Origin of the sequence: uncultured Tenacibaculum sp. (assembly GCF_947498805.1) — a bacterium.
Classification (GTDB): domain Bacteria; phylum Bacteroidota; class Bacteroidia; order Flavobacteriales; family Flavobacteriaceae; genus Polaribacter.
The window spans coordinates 1-22,229 of record NZ_CANMLT010000005.1; the positions used below are offsets into that span (position 1 = coordinate 1).

Genomic DNA, 22,229 nt, shown 5'->3' on the forward strand with positions numbered 1-22,229 from the left:
ATTGCGGGTGCAAACATACGACCTTTTTTTAATCCCGCAACACCTTTTTAAACCTTTTTTCTAAACAAAAAAGTAACACCTTAAAAAACAAGGTTTAAACTTCTAACTTTTTTTTGAAAGCATAATTTTTAAATCACAAATATCACCACTAGCTACCATTATCTTTATATAGAGTAAACAGAAAAGCCTGAAGAATATCTTCAAGCTTTCTTTATATACTATTATATAGTTATGCAATTATTCTACATTTAACTTCTTCTTCATAGTATCTGACAAAGCATCTTTATGAACCAACACCGATATTGTTTTCAATTTAAAATAAGGAACAGACATATATACATATCCTTTATTACCCTGATTTTGCCCCCAAGAATTCTTTACTTTAAAGTATGTATTTCCTTTTTGATCTTTTACCAATCCAACTATATGCATTAAATGATCATCTGTTGTATTAAAATTTTCAAATTCAGATTGACGAAAACTCGGAGTAATATTTTTCTCTTTTACTATTTCCTTTAACGCTTTTTCATTTTCTAAACTACTTGCAGGAATTACAGCTACCCCTGCTTTTGACGAAAACGTTTCTTCTGAGACATCACAATCCAATTCTACAGTATACCCTTTTTTTATTGCTTCTTCAGTTAAAGACGTTAATTCATCTAATGAAACATTGTAAAATGCTCCATTCGAAAAATTATCTGGAATGTTTAAAATGAACTTTTCATATTTCTTTGCATGTTCAAATGAACTTATCGTAACGTAATTAGATGGATTGATCTTTACAAATTCTGCAAAGGTCTTTGGAGTATACTTTTTTCCTTCAAACACGAACTCTTTTTCACTCTTACCTAAATATACATCCAAAACTCCTTCGATGGCTTGCTTCCATTTAGGACTTAATTCTCCCGCAGGATTTTTTATATATGCATTTAACATGCTTTTTAAAACCGCAATCATTTCTGAATGGTTATGTTTTTCTACTCCTAGATCTAACCCCGTAAAAGTTTGTTCTGGCACTAATCCATATTTCGCCACAGCATTAATTACATCATGTGCCAAACCTCCTTCACTAAATTGAGCCTTCCCTTGACGGTATAGATAATTATTCGCTTTTTCAGAGTATGTATTTCTAACCGTATACATTTCTGATAAATCTATTTGCTTACCTGTTAATCGAATTATTTCTGATTCTAAAAAAGATGTTGTAGAAAAACTCCAACAGGTTCCAGTTCTTCCTTGACTTTTTACCTGTGTATTTTCAATATCCTTCAGTGTTTTGAATTGATATTCTTGAGCTATTGAACAAAAGCTAACCATTAAGGCTATAGCGGTTATAAAAAATTGCTTCATTATTACTTCAATTATTTTTTTGAATGAGCAATTTAAGTTTTTTGAAGTTTTTAAAAAGTTAAAGTGATTAAAAATCCATGATAACACCAATTCTTGGTAAAATTCTACCAGTGGTATTTTCTACTTCTTCCAAAACATATCTGGTTGCATCGTTCGGATCTACGATTCTGGTTCCATCTGGGTTTTCAGTAGGTAATAAAAATGATTGCTGTTCTGTGTTACTCGAGTACACATTTTGTACATCAAAATATAAGTTGATTGACCATTTCTTTAGAAACCATGTTTTATCTACTCGTACATCAAGTTGTGTATAAGTTGAAAATCTCTCCTGATTTAAACGTGCATAATCTAAAACTCCTCCATTTTGAACATTATACGTTTCTATTAAAGAAGAAGCATCTCTATCATACGGAGTATAAGGCCTTCCTCCTACCAATCGAAATCTTGATCCTACCTCCCAATTTCTCGCTAGTTTCTTTCCTCCTGTTATTGTTAAAAGATGCCTATTATCCCATGTAGAAGGAATATATTGATTATTCACATCTTTGAATTCACTTCTCACAAATGTATAAGACAGTAAACCATACAAACCATTAAATGATTTTTTCTGAGCTAATACTTCAAATCCATACGCCCTTCCTTCAGAACGTGACTCTACCTCTTCGCTTCCCACTACTCCAAAATCTGCTCCAAGATTCGCTAAACTTATCTGATCTCTTACAGAAAAAGGGTAGTTTTTGTATTCTTTATAAAACCCTTCAACAGTAATTTTCGAACTTTTGTTAGGTAAAAACTCAATCCCCGAAACATAATGGTTAGACTGAATATACTTAAGTCCATCTTCATTCAACAAATCTCCTTGTGCATTTCGATACCCCAAAACTGTATAAGATGGCAGTTGATAATAACTTCCAACCGAACTATTCAATGACCACTTATTACTGAAATTATAACTTAACGATAAACGAGGCGAAAATTGATTAAACATATTACTCATATTTGAATTGTAATCAATCCCATCTAATCTAAAACCAAAAGATACTCCCAATTTATTTTGTAAATAGGATTTTGACATTTGTCCAAACAAACCATACTTAACGAAATTTACTTCGGAAGAAAAAGCATCGGTCACCACTCCATTTACGTTGGCTATTTTTTGAAAAGTTGCATTAGTATATGTTGCAGTTTCTAAATTTCCTCCAAAAGTAATTTTGTAGTCATTGTTGGTTTTTAATTCATTTTCATATCTAAATTTATTCTCTATCTCTTTAGACTCGTAATTCAATAATAGATTACTCGGTGTTTCTATGTTTAAGAAATACTTTTCCGCTTTATTCTTCCATTCATTCCTACTTAACACAAAAGTATGTGTAGAAACATTACCAAAATACTTATATCTAGCTCCAATTGTATAATTCCATTGCGTATTAACAGGTACTGCATTTAAAAACACTTTGTTCTTTTTGATTACATCTTCATCAGTTTCTCCATCATTCACTTCTGTATTGATTTCGAAATCATCAATAGCACCTAAAGCTAGTATTGATAATTCACTATTCTTAGATAATTGGGAATTTAGATTTAGTTGAAAATCGGTATAGGTTGGCAAAAAAGGTAGCTTTATCAACTTAAACAAAAATTGCAAATAGGATTGACGAACAGACAACATGTAATTTGTTTTTTCTCCTAATGGTCCATCAATAGTAATACCAGCATCCGATGTTCCTACTGTAGCTCTTGTTTGCATTCTATTGGGATTCCCTCTTTTTTGTGTAAATTCAATTACAGAACTCAATGCATTTCCTCTGTTCGCAGGAAAGGCACTTGCATAAAAATCTACCTTCCTAACTAAGTCTACATTTATCATCCCTACAGGTCCTCCAGTAGCTCCTTGTGTTTGGAAATGATTAATTACTGGCACCTCAATTCCATCAACATAAAACTTATTCTCTGACGTTGCACCTCCTCTAATGATAATATCATTTCTAAACCCTGGATTTGATGCTACTCCTGGAAAAGATTGAATTACTTTTAACACATCTCTATTCCCTCCAGGATTTCGTTCTATTTCTTCCACACCTAAAGACTGCAAAGACAATGGACTTTCCAATGGTTTTTGAAATAACCTTGCTGTCACTTCAACTTCTTCTAATGTTGCTGCTTCTTGCTCAAGTTCCACCAATACAAAAGGTATCTTATCTTTCGTCACCAAATAATCACTTGTAACAACAGTTTTATACCCTACAAAAGACACCTGAATTTTATTATAACCTAACACCACGCCAGTAAGTTCAAACATTCCTTCATCATTGGTTGACGTACCAACACTGCCATCATTAACAGTTATGTTTACAAAAGGTAATGCTTCTCTTGTTTTTTTATCTAGCACCTTACCTTTGATAACTCCAGTATCTTGAGAAAACAAACTAACACTACATACTAGAAAAAATGCAAAAACATTAAGTTTTAATAAGCTATTCATCGGAAATATATTTTGTTTAACAAATTTAATAAAAAATTAAACAAAATAAAATTAAGACACAAAAAAACCTCAATATTTCAATTGAGGCTCGTGGGGAGAGCAGGATTCGAACCTGCGAAGTCGAAAGACAACGGAGTTACAGTCCGTCCCATTTGGCCGCTCTGGAATCTCCCCATAGCGATTAAAAAAAGCTTCAATTATAGAAGCTTTTTTATAGTGACCGGGCTGGGGCTCGAACCCAGGACCCTCTCCTTAAAAGGGAGATGCTCTACCAACTGAGCTACCCGGTCATTGTGTTTGCATTTTTGCGTTTGCGAGTGCAAAAAGACATAAAAAAACCTCAATCTTTTCAATTGAGGCTAGTGGGGAGAGCAGGATTCGAACCTGCGAAGTCGAAAGACAACGGAGTTACAGTCCGTCCCATTTGGCCGCTCTGGAATCTCCCCAAAGCTGTTAAAAAAAGCTTCTATAATTGAAGCTTTTTTATAGTGACCGGGCTGGGGCTCGAACCCAGGACCCTCTCCTTAAAAGGGAGATGCTCTACCAACTGAGCTACCCGGTCATTACGTTTGCATTTCTGCGTTTGCGGGTGCAAATATAGAAGCTTTTTCTAGTTTGGCAAAAGTTTTTTTGAAATAATTTTAAAAAAAATCCAGCCTTTTTTTTTAGCTACTCATTCACAGAATCTTATCTAATGGTCATTTAAATAAGCTTGACGAACTTTTTTAAACAAATTGGAAGAATACACGAAATTCACCACCGATTCATTATCTGTTTTAAATATTTCCTTGCTACTTCCTTCCCATGCTTTGTACCCTTTATTTAAAAATACAATCTTATCTCCTATTTCCATAACAGAATTCATATCATGCGTATTAATTACTGTTGTTATTTGATATTCTGCTGTAATTTCTTGAATTAAGTTATCTATTACTATAGATGTTTGTGGATCTAAACCTGAATTAGGTTCATCACAAAACAAATATCTTGGGTTCATTACAATTGCTCTTGCTATTGCTACTCGTTTTTGCATTCCTCCAGATAACTCTGCAGGATACTTTCCATTAGAATTCTCAAGATTAACTCTTTTTAAAACTGTATTAACCCTATCTAACATTTCATCTTCCGGCTGCTGTGTAAACATCTTTAGAGGAAACATTACGTTTTCCTCAACTGTTTGAGAGTCGAACAACGCACTTCCTTGAAAAACCATACCTAACTCTTGACGAAATAACCGTTTGTCTTCTATAGACATCTCTGTGTTCTTTCTTCCATCATATATTATGGTTCCTTCTTCCGGAGTATGTAATCCAATCAATGATTTTAAAAACACCGTTTTACCAGATCCACTTTGCCCAATGATTAAACTTGTTTCTCCAGGTTGAAAAGATGTTGAAATCCCTTTTAAAATCTCAACTCCATTAAATCCTTTATGTAAATTATTAACTTCTATCATAATTAAGTAAGTAGCATTTGAGTTAAGAAATAATTCGCTATTACAATTACTACAATAGTCCAAACTACTGATTGCGTACTTGCTTTCCCTACCTCTAAGGAACCTCCTTTAACATAATAACCATGATAAGAAGGTACCGTTGCAATGATAAAGGCAAAAACAACCGTTTTTATCAATGCATAGGTTACCAAAAACGGATCAAATTCTAACTGAACTCCGTTTAAATAATCTATTGAAGAAAATATTCCAGAAGTTGCTCCTGCTACCCATCCACCTAATATTCCTAAAAACATAGACAACACCACCAAAAATGGATAGAAAAACACTGTAGCTATAATTTTCGGTAACACTAAATAGTTTAGAGAATTAATTCCCATTACTTCCAATGCATCAATTTGTTCGGTAACTCTCATCGTACCAATACTAGAGGTAATATATGACCCTACTTTTCCCGCCAAAATTATGGAACAGAAAGTTGGGGCAAACTCTAGTATTATAGAACGCTTTGTTGCGAAACCAATTAAATATTTGGGTATAAAAGGACTTTCAATATTTAGAGCAGTTTGTAATGCTATTACTCCACCAATAAAGAACGAGATAAAAGAAATAATCCCTAAAGATTTATGTCCTAGTTCTTCAATTTCTCTAAACAAAGCCTCTCTAAAGACTCTCCTTCTTTGAGGTTTGGTAAATACTTGCTTCAGCATTAAAAAATATTTACCAATATGCTCAATATAATTCATCTAAAATTTTTTCTTTTTGCTAAAGTATTAAATTATCGTCAACCGAGAGAATGTATTAGTTATTTAGTACCTATTTACCTACCTTTGATTTAGTAAAACAAATATTTATCATGAGAAAAATCTCAATTTTTACACTTATTTTTTCTGTACTTTTTAGTGCTTGTAAAATTGAACAAAAAACTTCAACAAAGCCAAAATTGGTTGTTGGTATTGTAGTTGATCAAATGCGATACGATTATTTAACTCGATTTCAAAACAAATATGGAGAAGGTGGTTTTAAAAGATTGTTAAGAGATGGATTTTCCTTAGAAAACGTTCATTATAACTACATCCCTACTTTCACCGCGGTTGGACACACTTCTATATATACAGGAACAACTCCCACTAACCATGGAATTATAAGTAATCATTGGTATGATAAATTCTTAAAAGAAACTATTTATTGTGTTGACGATAGTAATTACACTACGATTGGTAATGATGGAGATGGAGGTAAAAAGTCTCCGAATAGAATGTTAACTACCACCGTTACCGATCAATTACGATTAGCTCAAAACATGCAAGGGAAAACCATTGGTGTAGCTATTAAAGATCGTTCTGCTATTTTACCTGCAGGTCATACTGCAAATGCAGCTTACTGGTTTGATGGAGGAAGTAAAGGACAATGGATTTCTTCTTCTTATTATATGAATGAATTACCACAATGGGTTAAAGATTTCAATGCTTCCAAAAAAGCCGATGAATATTTAAGTAAACCATGGGAAACTTTATATGATATCAACACCTATACTGAAAGTATTGTTGATGATAATAAATTTGAACAAACTTTTGATGGACAGGACAAACCTATCTTTCCACATAACATCCCAGAATTAAGAAGTAAAAACAATAATTACAGTATTTTAAAAGCCATTCCTGCCGGAAATACATTTACAAGTGATTTTGCAAAAGCTGCCATTATTAATGAAAATTTAGGAAAATCTGACTATACTGACTTTATTGCGATTAGTTTTTCTTCTACTGATTATGTAGGACATCAATTTGGAGTAGCTTCAAAAGAAATCCAAGATACTTATTTAAGGTTCGACCAAGATTTGGCAGATTTATTACAGTTTTTAGATACTGAAATAGGAGAAGATAATTACACATTGTTTCTTACAGCAGATCATGCCGCTGTACAAGTTCCTTCTTATTTAAAGTCTGTAAAAATTCCAGCAAATTATTTTAGTAATAAGAAGTTTACTGATTATGTGAATAATATCACTAAGAAGCATTTTGATTCAGATGAATTGGTTGAAAATATTTCGAACTTTCAAATATTCTTAGACAAGGCGAAAATTGAAAAATTAAAACTAGAAGCAAGTATAGTTGCTCAAAAAATTGCAGACGAGGTAATCAACTATAATGAAATTTACAAATCTGTAACGGCACGAACTTTACAATCTACCTCATTTACGTCTGGTATTCTAAATTCATTGCAAAATGGATACAATCAAAAGTTCTCTGGAGATGTATTGTTAATTCCAAATCCATCTACACTTAGTACTTATTATAAAAATGGTGGAACTTCTCATGGCTCAGGGTATTCTTATGACACTCATATACCACTAATCTTTTATGGTAATGGTATCCAAGAAGGAAGTTCTAAATTGAAATATGAAATTATTGATATTGCTCCAACACTTTCTAATTTATTGCAAATTGAATTTCCAAATGGAAATACTGGAAAAATTATAAACGAAGTATTAAAGTAAAAAAACTGCACTCCCCAAGAGTGCAGTTTCTATTTATATTTAAATTTAAGGGAATTTACTTAAAAGGGTCTTTACTTATTTCTTCTTTTAGTTTTTACATACACCTTACTAGTTCTTAGTTCACTAGAACGTGTTATTAAAATATATAAAACTGATAATGTAATTAAGGTAGGTAAAAGCAGTGTCATATTATATGTTTTTGGTTTCTAATAAATTAGACACACAAAAAAATAAAAGGTCACAACTTTTTTGTGAAAAAATTATTTGGTGTTGTTTAAAATCACCAAAGCCCCTATAACTCCTGGAACCCAGCCACAAAGTGTTAACAAGAAAACGATTACAATAGAACCGCATCCATACCCTATAACTGATAAAGGAGGAAAGAAAATTGCCAATAAAACGCGTAATAAACTCATAGTCTTTTTTTGATTGTTTATTTAAAAGACGAGTTTCTTTAAGAATTGTTACAAAAAAACCCCGTCTTAGACGGGGTTTTTAGTTTATTTCTTAACGAACTTTATACTTTTTACTTGATCTTCTTCTTTAAATAAGATCGTATAAATTGCCGTTTGAAGTTTACTTACATCTATATAATCTGTAGAACTACCTTTTTTCACTTCTTGTCCTAATGTATTATAAATAGAATAATTTACAGATTTATAACCTGCTGGCTTAATCAATCTGATTTGATCGTATACCACAGGATTCGGATAAATTCCTAATTCTACTGATGGAATCGTTTCTGCTCTACTTATAGCTGAAGAACCTGTTGACGTAAGTTCGAAAGCATCAATTGCAATATCCGCTCTCCAAGTGTTTCCTGTAAAACGGTTAAATCTTAATTTTACTCCCTTACCTACATAACTACTCAAATCTACTGAAGCAGATAACCATGAGTTTCCTTTATTTCCAGATTGATTCCAGATAGAGGTCCATGTTGATCCATCATCCTCACTAATTTCTAAATCTATAGTTCCCATATTAGATGCTCCATACATATGGTATTGGAACGAAACAGAGGCTGCAGACAACCCAGATAAATCAAAACAAGGCGAATTTATTATTGCTCTCTTGTTCGGATATCCAGTATTTCTTCCAGAAGCTTCAACATATATATAATGAGATCCATTTGTAGCTGCACTTGGTCCTGTGTTATTAGACGGTGTTCCTCCTGATCTTCTCGACCAATCAAGATCATCTCCACTTGCTTGTGTCCACTGACCAAACGAACTATCAAAAGATTCCGTATAAGGATAGCTTCCTATTCCTCCTGTACATCCAGCCACTACAGCATTAACATTAACGGTTCTCGTTACTGCAGTTGCAGCATTTCCAGCTGCATCAGATACATTATAAGTTAAGGTATAGGTTCCTTGAGTATTTGCATCTACTGTACCAGTAACCACGATACTACTAGTTATATTTCCATCAACATTATCTGTAGCTGTTGCTCCCGCATCTGTATAGCTATCTCCTACTGAAATATTTACAACGCTATCACCTAATAACGTTATTACCGGTGCTACCGTATCCGCTCCAGCGGCTGCAATAGTTACCGTATAATCTTCTACTTCTCCATAGGTAAATTCTCCACATGCACTTGGAATTGCATTATATCTCAATATTACTCTCATCCTTGTATCTCCAGTTACTGCTGATGCCGGAACTGTAAAACTTCCAGAAACTGGCGTATCCGTTGATGCTGCTTTACTCCAAACTAATTCTCCTGCATCTGTAAATACTCCATTCTTATTATAATCAATCCAAACACCATACCCTTCACTATATACAGTACCTGTCCAAGTTGGTGTAATTGTAATTGTTTCTGAAGCTCCTTTTGTTATTGTTGTTGAGATATTTGTAAAGTCTGAATAGAATTGTCCTGTAGAGGTATTATCAATGGTATTTAATTTTACATTAGAAATATACTCATCATTCACATTAGTACTATTCGCTGTACAGTATACTAATTGTACATCTGTTGTTGTAAAACTAACCGCTGTACTAAAACTAGAAGATGTTCCGTCTGTACAAAGACTTTTTACTCTTACTTCATAATTTGTATTTGCATCTAACCCAGATAATGTTGTACTTGTTCCAGAAGTATTACTAGCCGTCCAAGACGCATCTGATGCTTTTTTATATTCTACTGTATAAGTTGCTCCTGAAACTGCATTCCATGAAACAGTTGCTCCCGAAGCAGTAGCTCCACTAACACTAACACCAGTTGGAACTGTTGCAGTACATGGTAATGGATTAGAAATTGTAAAATTAGTATTTGAAATATCAAAGAAGATATGATTCGTACCTCTAACCATAATTCTATTTTGATTTCCTACCGAGTTTGGTACCGTAATATCATGTGATCCATCATTAGGAACACTACTAGCCAATACTACCGAATAGGTATCTCCTCCATCTGTAGACATTAAAATATCAACATTTGCAGCATTTACTCCATTTGCAGTTGTTCCTGCTACATCCCAAGTAACTGTTTCTGTTGCTCCTGCGGTTAATGTTACATTTGTATTTGGAGAGTTTACCACAAATGGTCCTGCTGTTCCATTTACAGTAACTACCATGTCATCACTGTTATTGGTTCCTCCTCCAGCTCTATTATCTCTTACAGTTAATCTAAAGTTTAAACTACGTGCTACATTTGGCACTGCTTCCCATTGCCAAGAAGTACTTCCTGCTTTAATAGTTTCCAACCTTGGGAAATACCTCGAAGTGCTTGCTGTAGGTGAATATGATCTAAATGCAACACCTGCCGTTGCAGTTACACTTGGATATGTGGTTGCTGCATTGTTTTCATCCATTTGCTCCCAACAGTAAGAAAGTACATCCGATGCGTCGGCATCATTTCCTGTTCCTGTTAAAACAAATGGAGTTCCTTTTGGAATTGTATAATCACTTCCTGCACTTACTGTAGGAACATTGTTCCCCGTATTCGTATTGGTTTGACAAGATGTTGTTTTAATGTAGTTGGTTATTTGTTGAATAGTAATTGCATGAAAATAAGGATCACTATTTGGCTGTACATCTGTTGCTCCCGTGATACCTGCGTACCCCATAATTGTTGTACCACTTCCCGGCTCCATATGTACATTTGTTCCTTCATTTCTAATTGTAAATGTATGATTACCTCCAAATTGATGTCCAATTTCATGCGCTACAAAATCCACATCAAACGGGTCTCCTTCTGGAGTTGTTCTAGATGTAAAGGCACTTCCTTTACTTCCATTCACACAAACACAACCAATACATCCTGCATTTCCATTATTAGATGCTTTTGCAAATAAATGCCCAATATCATAATTTGCTTCTCCAATTACACTTGTTAAAGTAGATTGTACTTGAGAATTAAAACTTCCATTAGTATACGGATCTGTTGAGGCGTTTGTATAAATTACATCTTCATTATTTGCAATAATAACCATGGTAACGTTAAAATCCATTTCAAAGATTCCATTTACTCTTGTCATTGTTGTATTCATTGCAGCCAATGCTTGAGCTTTAGTTCCACCATGATGCGCCGTGTATTCTCCTGTAGCCGAAATAGCAATACGATAGGTTCTTAAAATACCGTCATCTGCATTTTTTAAAGAAGATGAATTGCTTGAGCTTTTACTTCTATTGTTAGGATCTACATCACACTTAAACCCATCTACATCTTTAGGTTTATCTGCTCTTTTATAAACTGTATACTTTGTTAAGTCATCCGAATAAGGTTCAATAAACACAGTTGATTTATCAATTCCTAAACGCATACTTTGTAATCCTTTTGCATTCGAAAGACTAAAACGAATTCTGTCTGAAGGATTGTCTACTCCCACTCCCATATAAGATTTAATATCTGGGTACTTTTGAGATAAACTTGGATGCAATACAGATGCTTCAGAGACTCGATATCTTTCCAATACTCCTTCCTCATTTGGGAAGGAAACAATCACATTAGATTTTCCTTTTGCTTTTCTTTCAGGAGCACCTGCAAGAGCCTGCTTAAAGGCTTTTAAATCTAACTGATACACTTCTTTGTCAGGCAGTCTTTTCTGCAATGCAGACTTACTTGCTTGAACTTTTACACTTTGTTGTTTTTTCCATAAATCGCTGTTTTGAGAAAATAAAACAGACGTAGCCAAGGACATGGCTAAGAATAGCGTGTTTTTCATTGAGGGACATTTTTGATTAGTTATGGTAAAGATATAAAAACCCCTCAATAAAAAAAATAAAACACTAAAAAACAAACACTTAACTACATCAACTTTCCAAAGAAAATTGCATTAGCAAGTAGCTTATTTGTTCCATACCAAAAGGCCCTAAAGTTAGTATTATCGGTAAATACAAGCACGCGACCTCCTCCTAATCTTTGCGCAACAAATGGAACTGTATTTTTTAATTCCTTCAAATTTTCTTTAGAAATATAACCACTTAGCAATGGAGAATTTGTATACTGAATTGGATTATTAAAACTTCTCTTATCAGCCTTAATAAATTGACGTGTATTTCTAAAAAGTGCAACTTTATCATTTTTATATCCAAAATTAATTGGATGTGAACGATCTAATTTTGCTTCAAAAATAGCTCCTCCAATCACCTGCGCTCCCGAATTCAAAGATCGATCTTCAAAAGAAACATTTTTAACAGCATCTATTTTGGTTTTATTAAATTCTACATTGACAAATCCTTTATTAGATAACCAATTCACTGCATTCCTATAACCGATTAATACCCCTCCGTTATTTACCCATGTTTTTAGTTTTTGCTCTACCTTCTTATCTAAAGAGTAACTATTCGGGACAATTATAGTGGTATACCTACTTAAATCTACACGGGCTGCATAAGAAACATCTAGTTTAGTCAATTTGATTTTAAAACGTTGATCTAACAAATGCCATATTTCACCTGCATCATAACTCGTAATTCCTCTCCCTACCAACATGGCTACTTTAGGTTGCTTTACAGCTCTAAAGTTTCTACTTCCTAAATCTATTCCCTGATTTAAACCGCTAGAAACTCCTTTTATATCAATTGAATTTTCCTGAGCTACTCTTTCTAAAAATTGAAATAACTCATTGGCATTTAGTTTTTGGTTTTGTGCCGGAACGAAAATAGCTCCGTAATCATAAGAGTTTCCATCATTTTTAAATTGTTTCATAGCCACCTTAGCTCGTAATCCTTTTTCTAAAATTGAATTCAATGCTTTTGGGGTGTTATATTCATTCCAAGAAAATAAGTATCCTACAGAACTTCTATTTGTTATATTTCCACTTTTAACTTTAACTTCTAACACTTCTACTCCAGCTTTACTCAAAGGAACATTATTAGCATAATCAACACCAAATGCATGATTAAATGTCCAAGCAGAAACATCATAAAACAAACTGTCTTTAAATTTTGTACGAACATCAAACATTGCTTTTACCAAACGATGGTTCTTTTGATTCATTGGAACTACATAGCTATATCCTTTTTTAAATTTTTTACCATTCGATGTAAAATCACTTGCTAATTCGTGAATTTTTATTTTGTGGCGCTTTAGCACTTTCGCCAATTCATTTGTTTTTGCTGCGTCTTTTTCATCTCCAAAAACAATGGCTTTGTTAGTTCCTGAGTTTCTAGAATCTTTATAAAAACCTTGTTGATACTTTAATATCTTAACTCTCATGTTTTTTGCTGCTTCTAATGTAGATAAAGTAGCCGTAAACTGATTTCTAATTGTAAATGGAAATGTTAAGACTCCGTTTTCACTTTCTTGTGCATGCCCTCGAGAGCTTCCTTGTTCAAACAAAATCCCTATACTTCCATTAATATCTGGAAATGTTGATCCTTTACCATAGTAGAAATCATCAAAACTTTCTTCAGAGTAATATGTTGATCCTATTTTATCAAATGCTTTTGCATGATAGCCCGCTATTTCTTTCGTTAAATCTTGATTCATTTGCGGTGTTAAAGGATTGGTTCTACTAGGAATTCCTGGTTGAAAAAAGAATGTAGAATTTGTTCCCATTTCATGGTGGTCTGTTAAAATATTCGGCAACCACTTATGAAAAGTTTTTATTCTTGCTTTACTTTCAGGTAATTGAACTGGTAACCAATCACGGTTCATATCAAACCAATAATGATTTGTTCTTCCTCCAGGCCAAACCTCATGATATTCTCTATCATTTGGATCTGGATTTATGTTAGACGCTTTGTTCGTATTTGCCCAATATGCAAAACGTTGTAAACCATCAGGATTCATAGCTGGATCAAACAAAATAACAGTATTATTTAACAGCTCTGTAATTTTAGTTCCTTCTGCAGCTGCTAAATAATATGCCGCAGCCAAGGCGGCATTAGAACCACTTGCTTCATTACCATGAATTGAAAACCCTTGATAAACCACTATTGGCAAAGTAGACACATCTACAGAAGCATTATCCGTTGCTTTGATATGGTTTTCTCGAATATTATTTAAATTTTGATGATTCTCAGGAGAAGTAATTGTTAGTAACAATAAAGGTCTTCCCTCAAAAGTTGCTCCTCTATTTTCAATAGTAACCCTATCAGAAGCTTGAGCTAAAGCTTTCATATACGTTACCAGTTTATCATGAGTAATATGCCATTCTCCTACCTCGTGACCTATAACAGATTTTGGAGTAGGAATATTCTTATAATAGGTTACATCATTTGGTAAATAATATGATAAATCTAGTTTTTGTTGAGATATTATTGATAAACTAAAAAAAAACAAAAGATAGCTTAGCCTTTTCATTTAAAAAGTTGGTTTTTATTGACTACCAAATATATTGATTCCTTTTTTCTATTTTTGAGACTATAACATAATATTAACGTATGTACATCAAAAAAACTTTTCCGTTAAGTGGAATGCTACGTTGGACACGAAGAAACATCTATCTTTTTATCATCTTAGCAACTATTCCTGTTTTTCTATTTGATATTGTTGGTCTTAAATGGCTTCATGTGCCATGGCTCCCCCTAGGAGTGCTAGGTACCGCTATTTCTTTTTTAGTCAGTTTTAAGAACAATGCCTCTTATGACCGATTGTGGGAGGCTCGCAAAATCTGGGGTGGAATTGTAAATTCATCAAGATCATGGACCATCATGGTAAAAGATTACATTAATAATGATCATGCGAAAGATAAACTTTCAAACGATGGTTTATTTCATATCCATCGCGAATTAGTACATAGACACGTAGCATGGTTAACTGCATTAAGATATCAATTACGAAAAGATAAACCATGGGAAATGCATTTGAACAAAGACAAGTCTAATGCCGAATTTAGAAAAGAAAACTTCTTTGTTCATGAAGACGAAATACCTATTGAAAATGTTATCAAAGATTATATTTCAGAAAAAGAATACACAGAACTCTTTGCAAAAGGAAATCAGGCTTCTCAAATTTTAGGAATCCAATCTCGTCGTTTACGAGAATTAAAACAACAAGGTTTTATAGATGATTTTAGACATGTAGAAATGGAAAACATGCTCGTGGAATTTTATACTTTACAAGGAAAAAGTGAACGTATTAAAAATTTCCCATACCCACGTCAATATGCTACAATGAACTACCTTTTTGTTTGGCTATTCATTATACTATTACCTTTCGGAATCATGGAAGGTTTTGAAAGTATAGGTAAACATATTATTGAAGACCTCACAACACATCAATCAAGAACTTCGTGGGGGCATCAAATTCAAGAATTTCTTGCTGAACGTTTTGTTTGGCTTTCTATACCTTTTAGCGTAATTATTTCTTGGGTTTTTAACACAATGGAAAGTATTGGTGAAAATTCAGAGAATCCATTTGAAGGAGGTCCAAACGATGTTCCAATTACAAATATGAGTAGAGGAATAGAAATAGATATTCGTCAGTTGATAGATGATACAGATATCCCTGCCCCATATGAATGGAAAAACGATATTGTTTTATAATTTCTACCTTTATTGTTATTTATTCTTTTAATATCTTTAAGTCAAAGAATTACACCATGAAATTAGGAAAAAACATAGCGTCAGAATTTAATGAGTTTGCAAAAGACTATACCAATGACATGATTCGTTGTGTTCCTCATTATGAAAAATTGATTTCTAGTTTTACGGAATATCTACCTGAAGGTTTTTCTCCTAACTCAATATTAGAATTAGGTAGTGGAAATGGTAATGTAACTGCAGCTCTTTTACAACATTTCCCGAAAGCAAATTATACTTTAGTAGATGCATCAAAAGAAATGATTGATTTATGTAAGTTGCGATTTAAAGGTTTTTCTATGAGCTATTCAAATTCTTATTTCAATGAATTTGATTTTAACAAAAATCAGTATGATCTAGTAGTTGCTGGCTTTAGTTTACATCATTGTAATGAAGAAGAAAAACAAGTGATTTTTAAAAACATTTATGCTTCTTTAAAACCTAATGGGATATTTTCTTGTAGTGATTTGATGATTTCCAAAAAGAGTCCAGAACATTCAGATTTGCTAAAAAAATGGGAAGCGTTTGTATTAAACAATTATCCTAATCGAGAGAAATGGGAATGGTTAATGGAACATTACAATACATTTGATCAACCTACGAATTATAATACACAAATGGATTGGTTAAAAAAAGTTGGTTTTTCAAAAGTACACACTCCTTTTCGTGAAGAATATTGGACCTACCTCCAAGCAATTAAATAACTCCATTTTAAACCTTTTTACATTTATAAGGTCATAGATATAGTTAACTTTAAAAATTATGTATTATGAATGTAAAAGTTTTATTTGTAGCCTTAAGTTTTACTTTTAGTGGAATAGCTTATAGTCAAAGTACTCCTAAAGTAGACAAAAGACAAAAAAATCAAAAAACAAGAATTGTTAATGGTGTTAAAAGTGGTGAGTTAACGGCTAGAGAAACAAAGCAATTAGCAAAACAGCAAGCAAACATCCGTAAAATGGAAAGGAGAGCTAAGAGCGATGGTGTAGTTACAAGAAAAGAAAGAGTACGTTTACAAAACGCTCAAAACAGGGCTAGTAAAAACATTAAGCGTAAAAAGAACAACACTATAAATAGATAGTTTTAATAAAAAAGAGCTTACTAAATTTAGTAAGCTCTTTTTATTTTAATTTCTTACAAAATACACTTTTGCAATCTTACCATTTTCTATTTTATAAATTGCAATAGCAGTAAACGAACCTTCTCCAATCCCAGTAATTCGTTCATGGTCTATTACTGTATTCTTGTTTACAATTCTTTTTACAAGTTCGCAATGTAAGTTTGGATATTTTTCAAACATCTCCTTATACCCAGGTCTTATCTTATCCTTTCCTTTATTTGTTAAAGTATTTGGAAATGTATATATCTCAACATCTTCACTATATGGTGCTAAAAACGCTTCAATATCTCCAGCATTATAGGCATTTAATTGCTGTTGGGCTAATTGTTCTGGAGTATTGTAAATAACTTTTTCGGGTGTATAAACTCTACCAGCCTTTATTATATGAGATATGTTTTTTAACGCTTCTAAATTTTCTGTAGGATTACTATTTAATAATACCATATCAGCAATTTTGTTTTTAGTAATACTACCCAGCATATTGTCCTTTCCTAATACTCTTGCTCCATTGATTGTAGAAGCTTTGATTATGTCAATATTAGAAAGTCCACTTTTCTTCATTGCTTCTATTTCATCATAATAAGATGAAGCATGCAATGTTCCAATATTACCTGCATCTGTACCAGTAGCAATAACAACTCCTGCATCATTTAACTTTTTCAGGTTCTTTCTCATCATTTGTTCCTCATCAATACCTCTTTTTCTGTTTTCTTCTTTGGCATAATACTCCTTATATCTCTTTAAGTTTTTATCCTTTACATGAAACACATCCTGCAACCACCCTATCGTTAATGGATTGGTTATTTCAAAGTCTTCTGCACTAAAATCCATTTCTTGTGCAAATGACTTTTGATAATTTTTTCCAACTATCATTGTTGGAACATACACAACATTCTTTTCTTTCAACATCTTTACAAATGCATCATCTACTTCTTCATCATCTACACTATGCACTAATATATCGGCTCCTGCTTTTACTGCAAGTTTTGCTGTATGTAATTGCGTTGCATGTACCGCTACTTTTAGTCCATGTTTATGGCCCTCGTCAATAGTTGCCTTTACTATATCATAATTTTTATCAGCCTCAGCTTTACCTCTAGCGATATACCAAATCTTAATAAAATCTGGTTTATGCTCTAACTGATTTCTTACCATCTCAACAGCCTCTTCTTTATTCATTGCTTTTAGAATAGGCGCATCAACAACCTCTTTATATGCTGCTGGTTGATACGTTGAAATTAAAGGTCCTGTTAAATAGAAATTTGGATACTCCTTTGTATCAGAAAGTTTATTTCTCAGTTTGAAATTATACATCGGTCCACCTACATCTATCACTGAAGTAACCCCTACTTTTAAATATCTCTTTAGTATGTCTGGCGCATTTTTTCGTAGCCATTTTCTTTCCTTTTCATAAGGTCTATACTTTGTTAAATCAATTACATCTGGTCTTGTATACAAACCTCCAGATTGAAACATATGTATATGAGCATCTACCAAACCAGGAATTAACCATTTTCCTGTTCCATCTATAGTATACACTTTATCTGTTTTTATTCCTTTCTTCGAAATAGATACTATTTTACCTTCTTTGACTAAAACATTTCCTTTTTTCGTTTTCCCATTAATTACATCAACATAGTTTACATTCGTAATTAAGACATCATCACTATTTACATTCTCTGCATCACTAGTTACTTTTACAAATGCATCTTCGCTTTCATCTTGATAAATATTTCTACCTATCATTAATAAACTTCGTTTTCCACTATGTGCATTACTAGCACTTGACTTTATCTGAAATTCTCGAACATTTTTTTCTTTTTCATTAGTCCCTTCTTTCCAGCCAACAACATTTTCGTTATTTACTTCATCTTCAAATCCATTATTTTCAACTTTTACTTCCTTCCATTCTCCTAAACTATTTTTTATTTCTAGTTTAAAATCATCATAATAAAAATCTCCCTCTCCAAAACTAACTGCTCCAAAATATAACTTAACATCTTCATTGGTTACCTGATGTAACATTGTTACTTTTTCCCAGTCTTCTGAACCTTTATATACTTCTTGCGAATTGGAATACCATCCCATTTCTCCATCTTCTTTTGCTGTACGCATCCATAGAAAAGAAAACACCTTTTTCTTCTTTGATTTTTGCTTTAAAAAACCAGTAAACCTAACTTCCTTTACTTTAGAAAGTGGAATAACTTGGTTAATTGAAGTCCATTCTTGTGATACCAATTCTTGCGAGAAGACATTGGCAACACATAAACACATTAAAAGAATTGCAAACAATTTTTTCATAGTTCTGTTTTATAAGTTTCCAACAAAAATAGAAATACTCTTTTTTCAAACTACATTTTTTCAAAAAAATATACATCTAAAAAAACGAGCTGTACATCTTACGTTAAGAAAGTACATTTACACCATGATCCAGCAATAAACGAAGAGTTTATCTACGATATAACACGTACATTTTCAAATAGAAATAAAGTCAAATTGGTTTAAAAAAAACTCTTTTTTTAGCTAAAACTGTCTTTTCGACTTTCTAAAACCCACCAAAAGAATCAAATAAACTTAAAAACACCTCTATATAAACAAAATTCACTTTTATAACGTCTTAAAAAAATTAAATTCACTTAATTTGCAGTGAAATTTAATGAATTATGTCATCAAAAAACACAGCAGAAAGTTTGAATAACACAGCTCAAGAATTCGTATCACCAGAATACATTCGTAATCGATTTTCTAGGATTATGTCTGATATGTATAAAGAAGAGGTACCTCTTTATGGTGAGTTACTTGATTTGGTTCATGGTATTAATGAAAATGTTCTTTCAGAATCGAAAGAACTTGAGCAACATTTAGCACATACTGGAGAAATAACTCGATTAGATATGGAACGCCATGGAGCAATCCGTTTAGGCAAACCTTATGAGTTATTTACCATGAGACGTTTATTTAAAGTTATGGGAATGTACTCTGTTGGATACTATGACTTAGCACCAGCTGGTGTTCCTGTTCACGCTACTGCATTTAGAGCTATTGAAAGTACTGCTCTTAATCAAGCTCCATTTAGAGTATTCACATCTTTATTACGTATCGATTTAATTAACGATGCGCAACTTCGTAAGAATGTTGAAGCTATTTTAGAAAATCGTCAAATTTTTACAGACAAGGCTTTAGAGTTAATTGACAAGTCTGAGAAAGAAGGAGGTTTAAACAAAGAAGATGCTGAAATCTTTGTTCAAGAAGCATTAGAAACTTTCCGTTGGCATGATACTGCTACCGTAGATTACGAAATGTACGAAGCCTTATTAAATCAACATAGGTTAATTGCGGATGTAGTTGCATTTAAAGGGCCTCACATCAACCACCTTACTCCTAGAACTTTAGATATTGACGAAGTACAAGTGAGTATGGAAGCTCGTAATATTCCACCAAAAGACAATATTGAAGGACCTCCTACTAGAAAATGTCCAATTTTATTACGTCAAACAAGTTTTAAAGCATTAACTGAAAAGGTTACCTTTAAAAACAATGTTCAAAATGAAGAAATGGGAGAGCATAAAGCTCGTTTTGGTGAAATTGAACAACGTGGTGCTGCCTTAACTCAAAAGGGACTTGATTTATATCATGAATTATTAGGTAAAACACGTAAAGCAATTGGTGGTTCTCCAACTGCTGAAAACGCTGCAGAGTACAACCAATTATTAGCAGAGAACTTTAAAGTATTTCCTGATAACTATCAAGAATTACAATCGGAAGAATTAGCATATTTCCATTATTTCGCTACCGATAAAGCGAAAAACATTGCTAAAGACAAAAAGTACACTAAAGTAGATATAAACCAATTATTAGAAAATGGTTATTTAACTATAGAACCAATGGTTTATGAGGACTTTTTACCGGTAAGTGCAGCAGGAATTTTTGCTTCAAACTTAGGTACAGACGATGCAAAACGTGAATACCAAGGTACTTCTAATCAAGAATTATTTGAAAATGATTTAGGTGAACCTGTTTACAAATTGACCAAATGGTATGAAGATATGCAGGATGAAAGCATCGAAAAATGTTTAGCAGAAATAAATGCTTGATTATATAATATCTAAATTTTAAAATTGTGTAGTCGTATATTTACATTTTCGGCTACACTTTTTTGCATTAAAGAGATTCTATATCTTGTAGCTTACATTGAGTGTATTCTAACAAACCAAAACTATTCTTTTGAAAGATCAATTTGATTATATAGACCAACAAATACTTCTCAAGCTTCGAAAAGATGCTCGTAAAGCTTATTCGCAAATAGCAGAAGAGCTAAAAGTATCAAACTCTTTAATTCACCAACGCATTAAAAAGTTAAACGCTGAAGGCGTTATTCAAAATGCTGAATTCATTTTAGACGAAAAGAAATTAGGATATAAAACCAAATCCTACACAGGAATCCGTTTACGTGAAGCCCGTTTTGCAAAAGATGTTATAAAAGAATTAGAAAAAATTGATGAAATTGTAGAGTGTAATTTTGTTTCTGGTAACTATGCAATATTCATTTTAATATATGCAAGAGATAACGAACATCTTCGAAAAATACTCTACGATAAAGTTCATTTGATAAATGGAGTAGCCGGAACAGATACTTTTATTTGTTTTGATACAGGTTTTAAACGTAACGTTCCTATAGGTTAATAATTATGAGTACAACAGCAGCAGTTTTATGGACTGGAGGAAAAGATTGCGCTTTGGCTCTTTTCAAAGCTCAAAAAAAAGGATATAATATCACACATCTAGTAACGTTTACTCCTGAAAACCCAGATTTTAAAGCACATAACTTATCGTTAATTCAGCAACAAGTAGCAGCTATTGGGTTACCTCATTTACTATTAACAGTAAAAGCTCCTATGCAAGAGAGTTATGAAAACAACATAGCTACCTTGAAAAAGCAATATAAAATTGACACTTTAATTACTGGTGATATTGATGAAGTTCAAAACCATGATAATTGGATTGAAAAATGTTGTCAAAAATCGGGAATGTTGGTTTATAATCCGCTCTGGAAAAAAGATAGAAATGAATTGCTTCATCAATTAATAAATGAAAATTTCAAGATTATCTTTTCACTAGTTAAAAAACCTTTTTTTGATCAAAAATGGGTAGGAAAAGTAATAGATTCAACAATTATTGAAGAATTAAAGAAATTAAATATTGATATTTGTGGTGAAAATGGAGAGTACCATACGATGGTATTAAATGCTCCTTATTTTTCAAAGGAATTAGAAATAGATTCATATACCATTACAGAACATGAACACTATTTTTACCTTAACAAACAACTAACAACATCATAAGGTGT

Annotated in this window: 15 protein-coding genes and 4 tRNA genes; 7 read left to right on the forward strand and 12 right to left on the reverse strand. The window is 32.7% G+C overall.

What is annotated here, in order from left to right:
- Positions 1 to 237: 237 nt before the first annotated feature.
- The 8 genes from Q0873_RS10545 to Q0873_RS10580 form a co-directional block, all read right to left on the reverse strand.
- Positions 238 to 1,350 (reverse strand): C1 family peptidase, encoded by a 1,113-nt coding sequence (locus tag Q0873_RS10545; RefSeq protein WP_299106949.1) that lies wholly within the window; start codon positions 1,348 to 1,350, stop codon positions 238 to 240.
- Between the two features lie 67 nt (positions 1,351 to 1,417).
- Entirely contained in the window at positions 1,418 to 3,832 is a 2,415-nt protein-coding gene (locus Q0873_RS10550; RefSeq protein WP_299106950.1) for a TonB-dependent receptor, read from the reverse strand.
- Between the two features lie 91 nt (positions 3,833 to 3,923).
- Positions 3,924 to 4,006: transfer RNA gene (locus Q0873_RS10555), tRNA-Tyr, on the reverse strand.
- Between the two features lie 43 nt (positions 4,007 to 4,049).
- Positions 4,050 to 4,122 (reverse strand) — tRNA-Lys (locus tag Q0873_RS10560).
- Between the two features lie 73 nt (positions 4,123 to 4,195).
- Positions 4,196 to 4,278, reverse strand: a tRNA-Tyr gene (locus tag Q0873_RS10565).
- Between the two features lie 43 nt (positions 4,279 to 4,321).
- Positions 4,322 to 4,394, reverse strand: a tRNA-Lys gene (locus tag Q0873_RS10570).
- A 129-nt stretch (positions 4,395 to 4,523) separates the two neighbouring features.
- The gene (locus Q0873_RS10575; RefSeq protein WP_299106951.1) at positions 4,524 to 5,288 is read right to left on the reverse strand and encodes an ATP-binding cassette domain-containing protein; all 765 of its coding nucleotides are present in this window, start codon (positions 5,286 to 5,288) and stop codon (positions 4,524 to 4,526) included.
- Positions 5,289 to 5,290: 2 nt separating this feature from the next.
- On the reverse strand, positions 5,291 to 6,031 hold the full coding sequence (locus tag Q0873_RS10580) for an ABC transporter permease (protein ID WP_299106953.1): 741 nt from the start codon (positions 6,029 to 6,031) through the stop codon (positions 5,291 to 5,293).
- A gap of 110 nt (positions 6,032 to 6,141) precedes the next feature.
- Here Q0873_RS10580 and pafA point away from each other — a divergent pair, with 110 nt between their 5' ends.
- A complete protein-coding gene (gene pafA / locus Q0873_RS10585) occupies positions 6,142 to 7,785 on the forward strand; it encodes an alkaline phosphatase PafA (protein WP_299106954.1) in 1,644 nt (547 codons plus the stop codon).
- Positions 7,786 to 8,045: 260 nt separating this feature from the next.
- Here pafA and Q0873_RS10590 read toward each other — a convergent pair whose 3' ends face one another.
- The 3 genes from Q0873_RS10590 to Q0873_RS10600 form a co-directional block, all read right to left on the reverse strand.
- Positions 8,046 to 8,201 carry a YqaE/Pmp3 family membrane protein gene (locus tag Q0873_RS10590; RefSeq protein WP_299106955.1) on the reverse strand — a complete coding sequence of 52 codons (156 nt, stop codon included), beginning with the start codon at positions 8,199 to 8,201 and terminating at the stop codon, positions 8,046 to 8,048.
- A gap of 84 nt (positions 8,202 to 8,285) precedes the next feature.
- A complete protein-coding gene (locus Q0873_RS10595) occupies positions 8,286 to 11,957 on the reverse strand; it encodes a reprolysin-like metallopeptidase (protein ID WP_299106957.1) in 3,672 nt (1,223 codons plus the stop codon).
- An 83-nt stretch (positions 11,958 to 12,040) separates the two neighbouring features.
- A complete protein-coding gene (locus tag Q0873_RS10600) occupies positions 12,041 to 14,542 on the reverse strand; it encodes a M14 family metallopeptidase (RefSeq protein WP_299106958.1) in 2,502 nt (833 codons plus the stop codon).
- Between the two features lie 80 nt (positions 14,543 to 14,622).
- Between Q0873_RS10600 and Q0873_RS10605 the strand changes: the two genes are divergently transcribed.
- The 3 genes from Q0873_RS10605 (at position 14,623) to Q0873_RS10615 (ending at position 16,843) form a co-directional block, all read left to right on the forward strand.
- Positions 14,623 to 15,726, forward strand: coding sequence for a bestrophin family ion channel (locus Q0873_RS10605; RefSeq protein ID WP_299106960.1), 1,104 nt, complete (start codon positions 14,623 to 14,625; stop codon positions 15,724 to 15,726).
- Positions 15,727 to 15,782: 56 nt separating this feature from the next.
- Positions 15,783 to 16,466, forward strand: coding sequence for a class I SAM-dependent methyltransferase (locus tag Q0873_RS10610; RefSeq protein WP_299106962.1), 684 nt, complete (start codon positions 15,783 to 15,785; stop codon positions 16,464 to 16,466).
- Positions 16,467 to 16,531: 65 nt separating this feature from the next.
- Positions 16,532 to 16,843, forward strand: a complete 312-nt coding sequence (locus Q0873_RS10615) for a hypothetical protein (protein ID WP_299106964.1) — start codon at positions 16,532 to 16,534, stop codon at positions 16,841 to 16,843.
- A 45-nt stretch (positions 16,844 to 16,888) separates the two neighbouring features.
- On the opposite strand, the gene Q0873_RS10620 is transcribed toward Q0873_RS10615, so the two are convergent.
- Positions 16,889 to 19,183 (reverse strand): amidohydrolase family protein, encoded by a 2,295-nt coding sequence (locus Q0873_RS10620; protein WP_299106966.1) that lies wholly within the window; start codon positions 19,181 to 19,183, stop codon positions 16,889 to 16,891.
- Positions 19,184 to 19,545: 362 nt separating this feature from the next.
- Here Q0873_RS10620 and Q0873_RS10625 point away from each other — a divergent pair, with 362 nt between their 5' ends.
- The 3 genes from Q0873_RS10625 (at position 19,546) to Q0873_RS10635 (ending at position 22,224) form a co-directional block, all read left to right on the forward strand.
- A complete protein-coding gene (locus Q0873_RS10625) occupies positions 19,546 to 20,976 on the forward strand; it encodes a DUF1338 family protein (protein ID WP_299106968.1) in 1,431 nt (476 codons plus the stop codon).
- Between the two features lie 130 nt (positions 20,977 to 21,106).
- A complete protein-coding gene (locus tag Q0873_RS10630; protein ID WP_299106970.1) occupies positions 21,107 to 21,565 on the forward strand; it encodes an Lrp/AsnC ligand binding domain-containing protein in 459 nt (152 codons plus the stop codon).
- Positions 21,566 to 21,570: 5 nt separating this feature from the next.
- Positions 21,571 to 22,224, forward strand: coding sequence for a diphthine--ammonia ligase (locus Q0873_RS10635; protein ID WP_299106973.1), 654 nt, complete (start codon positions 21,571 to 21,573; stop codon positions 22,222 to 22,224).
- The last annotated feature ends 5 nt before the right edge of the window (positions 22,225 to 22,229 follow it).